An 11786-nucleotide genomic window follows, 5' to 3' on the forward strand; every position below is an offset into this window, starting at 1 on the left:
CGGCCCGCGTAGAAGCGCGTAAGGCGCAGGGTTGGAGAGGCAGAATGCGGGGAATAGCGGCACATTTGGCAGGCATGGCGCTGATCGCGCTTGCTGCTCCGGCAGCGGCGCAGGAGAGCGGGCCCTACATCGCGGCCGATGCTGGCGCGGTGCTGCCGGTGGAGTTCAGCAGTGACATCGCTGGCGTGCGCGAAGACGCCACAAGCACCGGCAAGACCGGCTGGGGCGCATCGCTGCGCGCGGGCTATCGCTGGGACTGGCTGCGCACCGAGCTGGAAGGCTCCTACCAGAGCTTCGGCGCGGACGAGATCAGCGTGGCGACGCAGGGCCTTCCCGCTGGCGGCGAGAGCCTCGCCAATGGCAGCTTCCCCTATGGCGGGGATTTCTCGCTCGCCTCACTGATGGCGAACACGCTGGCCGAGTTTGGCGAAGAAGACGGGGCGCGCTTTGCTATCGGCGGCGGGGTCGGGCGCAGCTGGATGCAGGCGGATACGGCGCTGGCAGGAAGCACCATCGCGCATCTCGACGCGCGCGATAGCGAATGGGCGTGGCAGGCGCTCGCCGAAGCGCGCGTGCCGGTGAGCGAGCGTGTCGATCTGGGCCTGCGCTACCGCTATTTCAGCACGCTGGAATTTGAAGTCGACGATACGCTGGGGCGCGATACGCAATTCGAACTGGCGACGCACAGCCTTTCGCTCGGGCTGACCGTGCGGTTTGGCGGTGGCCGCGAAGCGCCAATGATCCAACCGAGCGCGCCGCCGGTTGCGGCCATCGCGCCCGCGCCTGTGCGGCGCCCGCCGCCTGGCCCCCGTCTTCCACCTCCGGTTCCTTGCGAGACCGGCCCTTACATCGTCTATTTCGACTGGGATGAGGCTGCGATCACAATCGAAGCCGAGCAGGTGCTGGATTCGGTTATCCGCGCTTACGCCAATTGCGGCAATGCATCGGTGATGCTGGCCGGCCACGCCGACCGTTCCGGGCCGCAGGGCTACAACGTCACCCTGTCGCAGCGGCGCAATGCGGCGGTGCGCACCTATTTGGCGGATCGCGGGGTGCCCGGGAACATGATGGCCGCCGAGGCCTATGGCGAGAGCCGCTCGCGCGTCCCGACCAGCGATGGCGTACGCGAAGCGCAGAACCGCCGGGTCGAGATCATGTTCGGCCCCGGTTCGGGCAGTTAGCTGTCGAGCTTATCCCGTTCCCAGCGGGCGCGGATCATGTCCGAGGTTTCGCGGCTGCCGTCATGCGTCCAGCCGGGTTCGCGCAAGAGATAAGACAGCTTGTGCCGCCAAGGTGCGCGCCACAGGTCTTTGAGCAGCGCCGCCCATTCGTGGAACACCGCCTTCAGCGGATTGAACGTGCCCAGCTGGCTGACAATGCCGTAGCGGATCGGATCGGCATCATCTTCTGCCACAAAGGTGCCGAACATCCTGTCCCAGATGATGAAGGTGCCCGCGTAGTTCTTGTCGAGATAGCGCGGGTTCACCGCATGGTGCACACGGTGGTGGCTCGGCGTGTTCATCACCGCTTCGAACCAGCGCGGCATCCGCTTGATGCTCTCGGTGTGGATCCAGAACTGGTAGATGAGATTGAAGCCGCCGCACACCAGAATCATCCCCGGCTCGAAGCCTGCGAAAGCGAGCGGCAGGCGGAAGACGAAAGTCAGCGCGAAGAACCCCGTCCAGCTTTGCCGCAGCGCGGTGGAGAGGTTGTAGTGCTGGCTCGAATGGTGGTTCACATGGCTCGCCCAGAACCAGCGGACGCGGTGCGCGCTGCGGTGGAAGGCGTAATAGGCGAGATCATCGAGCACGAAGCAGAGCGGCCACGCCCACCAGACCCAGCCGAGGCTAATCGGACTCACCGAATGCGCCCAGACGAGCGTTCCGGCAACCACGCCGCCGGTCAGCGCGCCCGCGACCGTGCTGCCGAGCCCGATGGCCAATGATGTTGCCGTATCGCGCGATTCGTAAGCCACGGGATTGCGCCGCCGTGCCCACAGCATCTCGGCGATGACGAGCACCACGAACAGGGGAATCGCAAAGGCTACGGGATCGAACGGCATCGCGGCTTACCTAGCAGCAACGGGGCGCTGCGCCCCAGCCTGCGCCCAAGCCTGTGCCTCTTGGCCCAGCTGCAAAGCGATTCGCGGCGTCGTGTGGATGCACAGCGTCTCGCCTTGCGCCTCCAGCAGCGTTTCCGGGGGAAGCGGCTGCGCGATAAAGCGCCCGCCATGCGGCCTAAGCAGGGCCAGCCGGCCGTCGCGGCTGCGCGCAATGGCGCCCGCACCGTCGGCGGCGAGGGCGAGCGCGGCAACGGGAAAACCGCCGGGGGCCAGAGCGAGGAGCTGGCGTGCCGCTTCTTCGCTTTCGAGCCGTGCGCTGCGCGAAAAGCCGAGCCAGTGGGCAAGCGCCACCAGCGCCGTGATCGCCAGCAGGCTACCGCCAAATTGCAGGAGCTCGGAGTTCACCGGTTCGCCTCAGCCGCGCGCCTGTTCCGCCAGCAGCTGCATCGTCTCACGCATACCGGCGGTGTTGTAACCAGCACCGGCAGCCGCAGCGATCAGATCATCAGCCGATATTCCGACAGAGGCCTGCGCCAGTGACCAGAGAAAGGTCGAGCGGGTGCCCGAACGGCAAAAGGCTAGCACTTTGCCGCCATCCGCAAGGCCTGCAAGCGCTTGCGCCATGGCGGCGATCTTCTCGTCCGATATGCCTGTATGGTCGATGGGAATCGCCAGATAGTCCATCCCGGCCGCGCGCACGGCGGCTTCGATGCTGGCACCTTCGGGTTGGCTGGACTCTTCATGATCGGGGCGGTTGTTAATGACCAGCGTAAAGCCCTGCTCTGCCGCCTCGGCAATATCCTCTGCATCGATTTGCGGGCTTGCCCACACCGTGCCCGAAAGCCTGCGAAAATCGCTCAACTGCCTGCTCCCCGCCTGTTCAAGAATTGCCTGTTGCGACGTGGCGGTTCGACCGGCCCGATGCAAGGGCGTTGCTGAATCACAACTGTCATTTTGCTGCAATCTTAAATTGTTCGCGTCCCGCCCAATTTACAGCTATAGACCAGCGGCGGAGATGCGGGAATTGTCTTGTATCCCCGGCCGGTGCTGAGTTCGTCCGCAGTTCCGGCCAAGATAGCGCAGGGCGGGAAAACAAGGTTTCTGGTTTACATGGGTTACGACAAAGGACGTCGCGGCAGGGGTCGAGACAAGCGGGATGGTTTCGGCGAAGACAACTTCGATCCGTTCATGGAAGGCGGACCGCCGCCGATGGAACGCGGCGGCTGGCGCGACGGGGGGAATGACCGCTTCGGAGGCGGTGGCGGCGGCTTTGGCGGCGGCGGTGGCGGCTTCAATGACGATCGCGGCGGCGGCTTTGGCGGCGGAAACCGTGGCGGCCCGCGTAGCGGTGGTGGCGCTGGCGGCGGCGGTGGTTTCCGCAGCGGCGGCGGCAGCGGTGGCCCGCGCGGCGGCGCTGGCGGCGGCGGCGGCGGTATGCCCGCACAGGTTGTCGGCACCGGATCGGGCAAGGTCAAATTCTTCAACGCACAAAAGGGCTTCGGCTTCATCCAGCTCGACGAGGGCGGTGAGGACGTGTTCGTGCACATCAGCCAGGTGGAACGCGCCGGGCTTGATGGTCTTGCCGAAGGGCAGGAGCTGCAGTTCAATCTGGTGGATCGCGGCGGCAAAGTGTCGGCTGCTGATCTGCAGGTTGTCGGCGATGTTATCGCCGCTCCCGCAAAGGCCGCACCGCAGCGCGAGCTGACCGGCGAAAAGGCCGTTGGCACGGTCAAGTTCTTCAATGCGATGAAGGGCTTCGGCTTCATCACCCGCGACGATGGCAAGGAAGATGCCTTTGTGCATATCAGCGCGGTGGAACGCTCGGGCATCCAGAGCATCGAAGAAGGCGACCGGTTCGAATTCGATCTCGAAGTCGACCGACGCGGCAAATATTCCGCCGTCAATCTGGTGCCGGTTCAGGCTTAGAACCGCACCTGAAAATAAGGCGGCAAGGTTTGACCCCCTGCTTGCCTCGTCCTAAAGGCGAAGAGAACAGGCGGTCGGACCATCAAGGCCCGGCCGCCGTTCGCTTTTTCGCGTTTTGAAGGACGTTTTCCCGATGACGATTACTCCGCTGATGCCCGTCTATCCCCGCTGCGGCGTGCGCCCGGTGCGTGGTGAACATTGCCACCTGATTGACGAGGACGGCACCCGCTATCTCGATTTTGCCAGCGGCATTGCGGTGAACCTGCTCGGCCACAGCCACAAAGGGCTGATCGGCGCGATCCAGCGACAGGCCGAAACGCTGATGCACGTCTCCAACCTCTACGGAAGCCCGCAGGGCGAAGCACTGGCGCAGAAGCTGGTCGATACGACCTTTGCCGACACCGTCTTCTTCACCAATTCGGGCGCAGAGGCGGTGGAATGCGCCATCAAAGCCGCGCGCGCCTATCACCAGCACGAAGGCAATGAAGAGCGGTACGAGCTCATCACTTTCAAGAACGCCTTCCACGGGCGCACGATGGCGACGATCAGCGCGTCGAATCAGGAAAAGATGCACAAGGGTTTCAGTCCCTTGCTGCCCGGCTTCCGCTATGTCGATTTCGACGATCTGGAAGGGGCCAAGGCGGCGATCGGCCCGCATACGGCAGGCTTTCTGGTGGAGCCAGTGCAGGGCGAGGGCGGCATTCGCCCGGCCAGCCAGGAATTCATGACCGGCCTGCGCCAACTCGCCGACGAGCATGATCTGATGCTGGTGCTGGACGAAGTGCAATGCGGCGTCTCGCGCACCGGCACGTTCTATGCCTATGAGCAGTATGGCATCACGCCCGATATCGTTGCCAGCGCCAAGGGGCTGGGCGGCGGTTTCCCGATGGGCGCGTGCCTTGCCACCGAAAAGGCGGCGCGCGGCATGGTGTTCGGCACGCATGGCTCCACCTATGGCGGCAACCCGCTCGCCATGGCCGCGAGCATGGCGGTGATGGATGCAGTCGCCAATGACGAATTCCTCGCCGATGTGCGCGCCAAGGGCGAACGGCTGCGGACGCGGATGGAACAGTTTATCGGCAATTATCCTGACCTGTTCGAAAGCGTGCGCGGCATGGGGCTGATGCTCGGCCTCAAGATGAAGATCGAACCGCGGCCCTTCATGGTGCATCTGCGCGATCACCACCAGTTGCTGACGGTGGCGGCGGGCGACTCGACGCTGCGCATTTTGCCGCCGCTGGTGATCGGCGATGCGGAGATGGACGAGTTTCTGGAGAAGCTTTCCGCCGGTGCGGCGTCCTTCGCGGCTGCCGAGGCAGCCTGATGGCGGTGCGCCACTTCCTCGACCTGTCCGATGCGGGCGGCAACGCGATTGCCGCGATGATCGACGATGCGATCACCCGCAAGGTGGCGCGGGCCAGTTGGCCCAAGGGCCAGCCCGATGCCGACGCACCGCTCGCTGGCCGCGTGCTGGGCATGGTGTTCGAAAAGAGCTCAACCCGCACGCGGGTGAGCTTCGACATCGCCATGCGGCAATTGGGGGGAAGCGCGATTGTCCTCGATGCAGGGACGACGCAATTGGGGCGCGGGGAAAGCGTCGCTGATACCGCGCGCGTGCTCAGCCGGATGGCCGATGCCATCATGGTACGCACCGACGATCATGCGAAGATCGAGGAAATGGCGCGCTATGCCAGCGTGCCTGTCATCAACGGGCTGACCGACCGTTCGCATCCATGCCAGATCGTCGCCGATCTGCTCACCATGATCGAGCACAAGAAACCGCTCCCCGGGCTCGAAGTCGCCTGGCTGGGTGATGGCAACAATGTGCTGCACTCGATCCTTGAGGCAGCGGCGCTGATGAAGTTCAACGTGCGCGTGGCGACGCCCGCCGGGTACGAGCCGGAAGCGGAGTTTGTGGAGCTGGCGCGCGCCGCCGGTTGCACGGTCACGCTAACGCAGGATGCAGGCGCTGCCGCCGCGGGGGCGGATGTGCTCGTCACCGATACGTGGGTTAGCATGGGGCAGGCGGACAGCGCGGAGAAGCTCGCCGCGATGCAGCCCTACCGCGTCGATGCGGCGCTGATGGCGCAGGCGAAGCCCGAGGCGATTTTCCTCCACTGCCTGCCCGCCCATGTCGGCGACGAGGTGAGCGAAGAGGTGTTCGAAGGCCCGCAATCGGTCGTGTTCGACGAGGCAGAGAACCGCATCCACGCGCAGAAATCGGTGCTGCTGTGGTGCTTTGGCCTGATCGGCTGATGCGGCTTACAAAAGCGTCCACGCCCCCCATATTCCCCGCATGAGCACGATCCAGACCCAGACTTTCTCCGACAAATTGCTCGGCTTCACCCTGCCCGAGCGCGATTGCCGCGGGCGGGTGGTGCGGCTGGGGCCGGTGTTGGAGGAAATCCTTGGCGCGCATGACTATCCGCCCGCGCTAACCCATTGTCTGGCTGAGGCGCTGGTGCTGACCGCGCTGATGGGCGGGCTGCTGAAGGATCATGGCGACCAGCTGACGCTGCAGGCGCAGAGCAAGGGCGGCGTGGCCAATCTGCTCGTTTGCGATTATCGTGCCGGGCAGCTGCGCGGCTATATCCAGCACGATCCGCTGATGACCGCCGATGTCGGGACTAGCGCCTCGCTGCAAACGCTGTTTGGCGAAGGGCATCTGGCGATCACCTTCGAAATCGCGCGCAATGGCAAGCGGTATCAGGGGATTGTGCCGCTCGAAGGGGATTCGCTGGCGGGCGCGGTGGAGAATTATTTCGCCAAGAGCGAGCAGGTGCCCACCCGCATCCGCACCGCGATCAGCTCCGGCCCAGACGGTTGCATGGCGGCAGGCCTGCTGGTGCAGCACCTGCCCGATGGCGAGGAAGGGCGCGAGCGGCTGCATGTCCGGCACGACCTGCCCGAGTGGGAACACGTCTCCGTGATGGCCGAAAGCCTTCGGCACGAGGAACTGGCAGACACGCTGCTGTCGCTGGAAGAACTCGTCTGGCGTCTGTACCATGAAGAGCGCGAAGTGCGCATCCTGCCTGGCGATAATCTGACCAAGGGATGCCGCTGTACGGCCGCCTATTACGAGTCCGTGCTGTCGCGTTTCCCCAAGGAGGAACGGCGCGACATGGCTAATGAAGACGGGCTCATTCTGGTCGATTGCGCGTTCTGTTCGAAGCAGTTTGCCATCCAGGACTGAGTGAAGTGAGCAGTTCGTCGCTCAAAAAGTGCAACTCGTCGTTCATCTTGTGTGTTTTATAGGGTGAGCATGGATATTGGAAACATGACAATGCGTCGAACGGGCATGATCAAGCTGGGCATGGCGGCCATCGCGGCGGCCTATGCCGTCGTGCCTGCCGCCGCGCAGGCGCCCGAGTTGGAGATGCTCGACAATCTCGACCGGGGCAGCTGGACGCTGACCTTCCGCTCGGGCGAGCCGAGCCAGCGGATCTGTTTGCGTACCGGGCGCGAGCTGATCCAGCTGCGCCACCGCCAACCGGGCTGCGAGCAATTTGTCGTGCGCGACGGAGCGGACGAAGTGACGGTGCAATATACCTGCCGCGGCAATGGCTATGGCCGCACGACGATCCGCCGCGAGGGCAACAGTCTGGTGCAGGTGGATTCGCAGGGCATCGTCGGCGGCGCGCCGTTCTCGATGACGGGCGAAGCGCGGCGGACGTCGCCGACCTGCTAGAATCCCGCTGTTTCGATCTTGTCGGCTGCGCCCAAGCGTCCTAGCGCACGGGCTATGACCGATACACCGAAGATTGCCGTCATCCTGCTGTCGGGCGGGCTCGATTCCATGGTGAGCGCGGCGATTGCCCGCGAGCAGGGGTTTACGCTCCACGCGATCACCATCGATTACGGCCAGCGCCATGTACGCGAGCTGTTGTCGGCGCGCGCGATTGCCGAAAAGCTGGGGGTGACGCGGCACGTCACCATGCCGCTCGATCTGCGGCAGTTCGGCGGCTCGGCACTCACGGCCGATATCGATGTGCCCAAAAGCGGGGTGGGGGAAGATATCCCGGTCACCTATGTACCTGCGCGCAATCTGCTGTTCCTTGCGCTGACCACGGCTTTTGCCGAAAGTTCGGGGGCGAGCGACCTGTTCATCGGCGTCAACGCGCTCGATTATTCGGGCTATCCCGATTGTCGCCCCGAATTCATCGCCAGCTTCACCGAGACTGCGCGGCTCGGCACCAAGCAAGGGGTGGAGGGGCGGCCCTTCACGATCCACGCTCCGCTCCAGCATATGACCAAGGCGGACATCGCGCGCGAATGCCACCGGCTCGGGCTTGATCCGGCGTGGAGCTGGTCGTGCTACGATCCGACGCCTGCAGGCATTGCCTGCGGCGAATGCGATAGCTGCCGCTTGCGGCGCAAGGGCTTTGCCGAAGCAGGGCTGGTCGATACGACGCCCTACGCTGCGGAACCCGCCTAGCTGGCGGTCACCACACCGCAGGCGATGCGGCCGCCCGCCGCACCGGCAGGGTCGGAACGGTAATCGTCCGGCCCTTCATGCACCACAATGGCGGTGCCGTCCGCGTCGAAAATGTCGTCCGAAATGCCCTCCAGCGTGCCGCGAAGCACCGTGCTCATCGTGCCCGAGCCATCGGCAGCGATGGTGACATTGGGCAGATCGCCCAGATGCGCGCCGCGCGGATTGGCGGTGCCATGTTCGTGCCCGCCGGGGTTCAGATGCCCGCCAGCCGAGGTGAAATCTGCCGCGCTGCAATCGCCCGCCGTGTGCAGATGCACCGCCTTCGTGCCTGCAGGCAGGCCGGTGAAGCTGGCACTGACGGTTACTTCGCCGCTCAGCGAATAGAGCCGCGCGGTGCCGACATTCGCGCCGCTCCGGTCACGGATTTGCGCCGTGGCGATCTCGCTTGCGGCTTCCTCGTATACCGTCTGGCAACCGGCCAGTGCGAAGAGGGCAATCGGGGAAGCGAGCAGGGCGGAATAACGAAGCATGAGGGTTTCCTTTGGCGTTACGGTTTGCCAGTATAACCCCTCTATGCCGCGCCCGGTTCCCTATGTCGCGGGGAGAATCCGCGCTTCGATAAGCGCGGCGATTAGCGCTGCTATGGCAGCGCGCGCTGCGGCATCCTCAACCGCGCCGCCCGTGGGGGCAGCCACGGCGACAGGCAGCGACCACCCGTTCTCGTAAACGCGATAGGCGGAAAGCGCAGTGTCAAACACGCGCATTCCTGCTTGCGGAGCGACGAACAGCCAGTTTCCCGCTTGGCGACAGGCGAGCGCGCCCGCTTCGCCCTGCCAGTCGCCCGTGGGGGCCGCGCCAACGATCCAGCACTCGCCATCTGCGGGCGCGCCCGGCGGCGCGTCGGCTTCACCCGCCACGGCGGGATGGAGCAGCCCGTCGAGCCGTGCGAGCGCTTCGTTTACGGTGAACTCCTTCTGCGCCTGCCCGACGATCGGGCCGGTGCTGCCAGAACAGCGGCAGAGGCATGGTTCGCTCAGCCAGCGTGCGGGCAAAGGCGCCGGGCAGGATAGTGTCCTTCGCGCCATCGGGAATCGCAAACAGCGCGGCGTATCCGGCGATGCGCAAACTCCCCGCCCTTGAGGGAGGGGCTAGGGGTGGGTTTGCGGCGGCAGTAATCGGCGTGGAACCCCCACCCCTAACCCCTCCCCACGGGGAGGGGGATTTGCAGTGCGCACTCACCGCACTAGCTCCGTCACGCCCAGCCGAACGGCGATACCGATCAGCAGCAGCGCGCCGATCACCTTGACGCACCAGTCGATCGCAGCCTTCAGGGCGGAGGATTTCGCGGTGCGCCATGCGCCCAGCAAGTCGCGCAATTCGCCCAGATCCTCGGGCGCGGCGTCATCGCCCAAGCCCAGCTTCTCGACCGCGCGCCGCGCGCCGCCTTCGCTGGCCTCCTCGACAATCGCGCGCAGCGTAACGAGGTCGGTGCCGGTATTGTTGGCCTGCGCCATCAAGGCGGCGAGCATATCTTCGCGGATCATTGCGGGTCTCCTGTCGAAGCGCGTGCGGGGGCTTTGCGTTCGGGCAGGCCCAGCATCGCGCGCTTTTCGTGTTCGTCGAGAAAGTCTGCCGCGCTCACCTGGCTCCACAGCCGCTCGCGGTCTTCGGAGAGCGCGGGCACGCGGTCGAGATCGACCGTTAGCGCCAGACCGGGGAACCACGGCGCCAGCCCTTGCGAGAGCGCGCCCAGCAGATTGTCCGCCATCGGCAACAGGGTGAGCCGCCACAGCGCGCGGTTCGCCTCGCGGTAATTGGCGTAGGTGTTGTCCCCCGGCAGGCCGAGCAGCATCGGCGGCACGCCGAATGCGAGCGCAATGTCGCGCGCGGCGGCGGCCTTTAGCTCGGCAAAGTCCATATCGGCGGGCGACAAGGCAAGGCTCTGCCATTTGAGCCCGCCTTCCAGCAGCATCGGCCGCCCGGCATTGCCACCGCCCTGGTACGCCTGCGCCAGCTCCGCCTTCAGCCGCTCATACTGCTCGGTGGTGAGCCCGCTGGTATCGCTGCCCGCTTCATAGACCAAAGCGCCCGATGGCCGGGCCGCGTTTTCCAGCAGCGCGCGGTTCCACTCCGCCGCCGCATTGTGGATTCCCACCGCCTGCGCGGCAGCGGCGAGGCAGCCCGCGCCGTAATGGTCGTCGGTCGGGTGAAAGCCCTTGAGGTGGATGACGCAGGGCCAGCCATCGGCATCCTCCACGGGCAGTTCGAGCGTGCGCTCCCCCGGACGGTAGCGATAGGCGACGGGCCAGCCATCTGCCCCCTGCACAATGCTGACCCGCTCGGGCCGCAGCGCGTAGAGCTCGACCGGCTTGCCGCTGCCATCGCGGGCGATCTGCACAAAGGCATTGCCATGCAGCAGCAAATGCGCCGCGAGCGTTTCGAGCAGCGACTGCCCGCCGCTGGTGGCGCGGATGAGCGCGATGGCGGCAGGATCAGCCTCGGCCAGCGGCGCGCTGCCCACCCCCTCGGCGACAATCCGCACACTGCGCTGCGCCACCGGATTATCGCAATAGGCGCGCTGCACCGCATCGCGATAGGCAAAGGGCGGCCGCGTGCCGCCGCTCTCGTAAGCCGAGCCCCACGGCGCGGCAAAGGTGCGGGCAAGCGGCACACGAGAAGGCGCCCCGCCCTTGAAGGCGGAGCGTAACGATGTGAGGAATGACATGGGGGTTCCTTTGGTTTTTGGATGGTCGACCAACACCCGCTCGTCTTGAGCCTGTCGAAGGGCGCGAGTGCCAACGTCGTAGGCGTACAGCCAGCTTCGCTTCCGACAGGCTCAGGACGAACGAAATATTAGATTTAGGCGCTATGGCGGAAAAGCTGACACATCTCGGAGCGCGCCATGTACCCCGATTACGACGACATTCTCGAAGTGGCTAGCAAGCCTCCACTGTGGTGGGACAAAGGCGTTCCGCGCTTCCGTCCCTTCACTCCGCATCACGTATATCCCGCCACGCAGGTCGCGCTTGTGCATACAGAGTGCCAAGACTGTCGCACCCGATATGACATCGCAGTCACTTCGGCTTTCTTGGGCAACAATCTGCGGGACTTGCTTGCCTTTTACCGTGAACTGGGCGTCGGCGATCCGCCCAATGCCTGTGGCTATCCGCCAATACCCCGTACCTTGAATTGCACAGGCCGAGTAATGAACTCGCTAGAGATTGAAATTCTCGAATTCTGGGAAAGCGAAGACGGTCGCCCTGGAAAACTCCTACGCCAACCCGATCTAGAAGGACGGCTTGCGGACGCTGATCGCTCGGAAAGCACCAACCAATGGGGAAGCTCGGTTTTCGACAGGATACA

15 protein-coding genes are annotated in these 11786 nt (G+C 64.8%); 7 read left to right on the forward strand and 8 right to left on the reverse strand.

What is annotated here, in order from left to right; genetic code table 11:
- The first annotated feature begins 44 nt into the window (after window positions 1-44).
- On the forward strand, window positions 45-1181 hold the full coding sequence (locus tag GC121_RS05805) for an OmpA family protein (RefSeq protein WP_151973185.1): 1137 nt from the start codon (window positions 45-47) through the stop codon (window positions 1179-1181).
- Here GC121_RS05805 and GC121_RS05810 read toward each other — a convergent pair.
- The 3 genes from GC121_RS05810 to GC121_RS05820 are packed head-to-tail and all read right to left on the reverse strand — an operon-like array spanning window position 1178 to window position 2923.
- Window positions 1178-2062 carry a sterol desaturase family protein gene (locus GC121_RS05810; protein ID WP_151973186.1) on the reverse strand — a complete coding sequence of 295 codons (885 nt, stop codon included), beginning with the start codon at window positions 2060-2062 and terminating at the stop codon, window positions 1178-1180. The genes GC121_RS05805 and GC121_RS05810 overlap by 4 nt on opposite strands.
- A 6-nt stretch (window positions 2063-2068) precedes the next feature.
- Window positions 2069-2467, reverse strand: coding sequence for a hypothetical protein (locus GC121_RS05815; protein ID WP_151973187.1), 399 nt, complete (start codon window positions 2465-2467; stop codon window positions 2069-2071).
- Window positions 2468-2476: 9 nt separating this feature from the next.
- Window positions 2477-2923 carry a TIGR01244 family sulfur transferase gene (locus GC121_RS05820; RefSeq protein WP_151973188.1) on the reverse strand — a complete coding sequence of 149 codons (447 nt, stop codon included), beginning with the start codon at window positions 2921-2923 and terminating at the stop codon, window positions 2477-2479.
- A 249-nt stretch (window positions 2924-3172) separates the two neighbouring features.
- Here GC121_RS05820 and GC121_RS15815 point away from each other — a divergent pair, with 249 nt between their 5' ends.
- The 6 genes from GC121_RS15815 (at window position 3173) to queC (ending at window position 8423) form a co-directional block, all read left to right on the forward strand.
- A complete protein-coding gene (locus GC121_RS15815; RefSeq protein WP_151973189.1) occupies window positions 3173-3988 on the forward strand; it encodes a cold-shock protein in 816 nt (271 codons plus the stop codon).
- Window positions 3989-4121: 133 nt separating this feature from the next.
- The gene (locus GC121_RS05830) at window positions 4122-5312 is read left to right on the forward strand and encodes an aspartate aminotransferase family protein (RefSeq protein ID WP_151973190.1); all 1191 of its coding nucleotides are present in this window, start codon (window positions 4122-4124) and stop codon (window positions 5310-5312) included.
- A complete protein-coding gene (argF, locus tag GC121_RS05835; protein ID WP_151973191.1) occupies window positions 5312-6244 on the forward strand; it encodes an ornithine carbamoyltransferase in 933 nt (310 codons plus the stop codon). The genes GC121_RS05830 and argF overlap by 1 nt, the downstream gene beginning before the upstream one ends.
- Window positions 6245-6284: 40 nt before the next feature.
- Window positions 6285-7181: an Hsp33 family molecular chaperone HslO gene (locus GC121_RS05840; protein WP_151973192.1), complete on the forward strand. Its 897-nt coding sequence runs from the start codon at window positions 6285-6287 to the stop codon at window positions 7179-7181.
- An 84-nt stretch (window positions 7182-7265) separates the two neighbouring features.
- Entirely contained in the window at window positions 7266-7676 is a 411-nt protein-coding gene (locus GC121_RS05845; protein WP_151973193.1) for a hypothetical protein, read from the forward strand.
- 54 nt (window positions 7677-7730) lie between these two features.
- A complete protein-coding gene (gene queC / locus GC121_RS05850; protein WP_151973194.1) occupies window positions 7731-8423 on the forward strand; it encodes a 7-cyano-7-deazaguanine synthase QueC in 693 nt (230 codons plus the stop codon).
- On the opposite strand, the gene GC121_RS05855 is transcribed toward queC, so the two are convergent.
- From GC121_RS05855 to GC121_RS05875, 5 genes are read right to left on the reverse strand one after another with little or no spacing between them, the layout of a single operon-like run.
- Window positions 8420-8953: a superoxide dismutase family protein gene (locus tag GC121_RS05855; protein ID WP_151973195.1), complete on the reverse strand. Its 534-nt coding sequence runs from the start codon at window positions 8951-8953 to the stop codon at window positions 8420-8422. The genes queC and GC121_RS05855 overlap by 4 nt on opposite strands.
- A gap of 60 nt (window positions 8954-9013) precedes the next feature.
- Complete coding sequence (locus tag GC121_RS05860; RefSeq protein ID WP_151975618.1) at window positions 9014-9415, reverse strand: DUF2793 domain-containing protein; 402 nt, start codon at window positions 9413-9415, stop codon at window positions 9014-9016.
- Window positions 9330-9734: an HK97 family phage prohead protease gene (locus GC121_RS15845; protein WP_339390075.1), complete on the reverse strand. Its 405-nt coding sequence runs from the start codon at window positions 9732-9734 to the stop codon at window positions 9330-9332. Before GC121_RS15845 ends, GC121_RS05860 begins: the two co-directional genes overlap by 86 nt.
- Entirely contained in the window at window positions 9659-9967 is a 309-nt protein-coding gene (locus tag GC121_RS15685) for a DUF6127 family protein (RefSeq protein WP_151973197.1), read from the reverse strand. Before GC121_RS15685 ends, GC121_RS15845 begins: the two co-directional genes overlap by 76 nt.
- On the reverse strand, window positions 9964-11148 hold the full coding sequence (locus GC121_RS05875) for a phage portal protein (protein WP_151973198.1): 1185 nt from the start codon (window positions 11146-11148) through the stop codon (window positions 9964-9966). Before GC121_RS05875 ends, GC121_RS15685 begins: the two co-directional genes overlap by 4 nt.
- Between the last annotated feature and the right edge of the window lie 638 nt (window positions 11149-11786).

This window comes from Erythrobacter sp. EC-HK427 (genome assembly GCF_902498745.1).
GTDB lineage: Bacteria > Pseudomonadota > Alphaproteobacteria > Sphingomonadales > Sphingomonadaceae > Alteraurantiacibacter.

Excerpts from the sequence above, each read along its gene's own strand:
- GC121_RS15815 (WP_151973189.1), top strand. The coding sequence starts at position 3,173 with ATGGGTTACGACAAAGGACGTCGCGGCAGGGGTCGAGACAAGCGGGAT.
- GC121_RS05830 (WP_151973190.1), top strand. The coding sequence starts at position 4,122 with ATGACGATTACTCCGCTGATGCCCGTCTATCCCCGCTGCGGCGTGCGC.
- GC121_RS05805 (WP_151973185.1), top strand. The coding sequence starts at position 45 with ATGCGGGGAATAGCGGCACATTTGGCAGGCATGGCGCTGATCGCGCTT.
- queC (WP_151973194.1), top strand. The coding sequence starts at position 7,731 with ATGACCGATACACCGAAGATTGCCGTCATCCTGCTGTCGGGCGGGCTC.
- argF (WP_151973191.1), top strand. The coding sequence starts at position 5,312 with ATGGCGGTGCGCCACTTCCTCGACCTGTCCGATGCGGGCGGCAACGCG.
- GC121_RS05855 (WP_151973195.1), bottom strand. The coding sequence starts at position 8,953 with ATGCTTCGTTATTCCGCCCTGCTCGCTTCCCCGATTGCCCTCTTCGCA.
- GC121_RS05875 (WP_151973198.1), bottom strand. The coding sequence starts at position 11,148 with ATGTCATTCCTCACATCGTTACGCTCCGCCTTCAAGGGCGGGGCGCCT.
- GC121_RS05845 (WP_151973193.1), top strand. The coding sequence starts at position 7,266 with ATGACAATGCGTCGAACGGGCATGATCAAGCTGGGCATGGCGGCCATC.
- GC121_RS05810 (WP_151973186.1), bottom strand. The coding sequence starts at position 2,062 with ATGCCGTTCGATCCCGTAGCCTTTGCGATTCCCCTGTTCGTGGTGCTC.
- GC121_RS05840 (WP_151973192.1), top strand. The coding sequence starts at position 6,285 with ATGAGCACGATCCAGACCCAGACTTTCTCCGACAAATTGCTCGGCTTC.
- GC121_RS15685 (WP_151973197.1), bottom strand. The coding sequence starts at position 9,967 with ATGATCCGCGAAGATATGCTCGCCGCCTTGATGGCGCAGGCCAACAAT.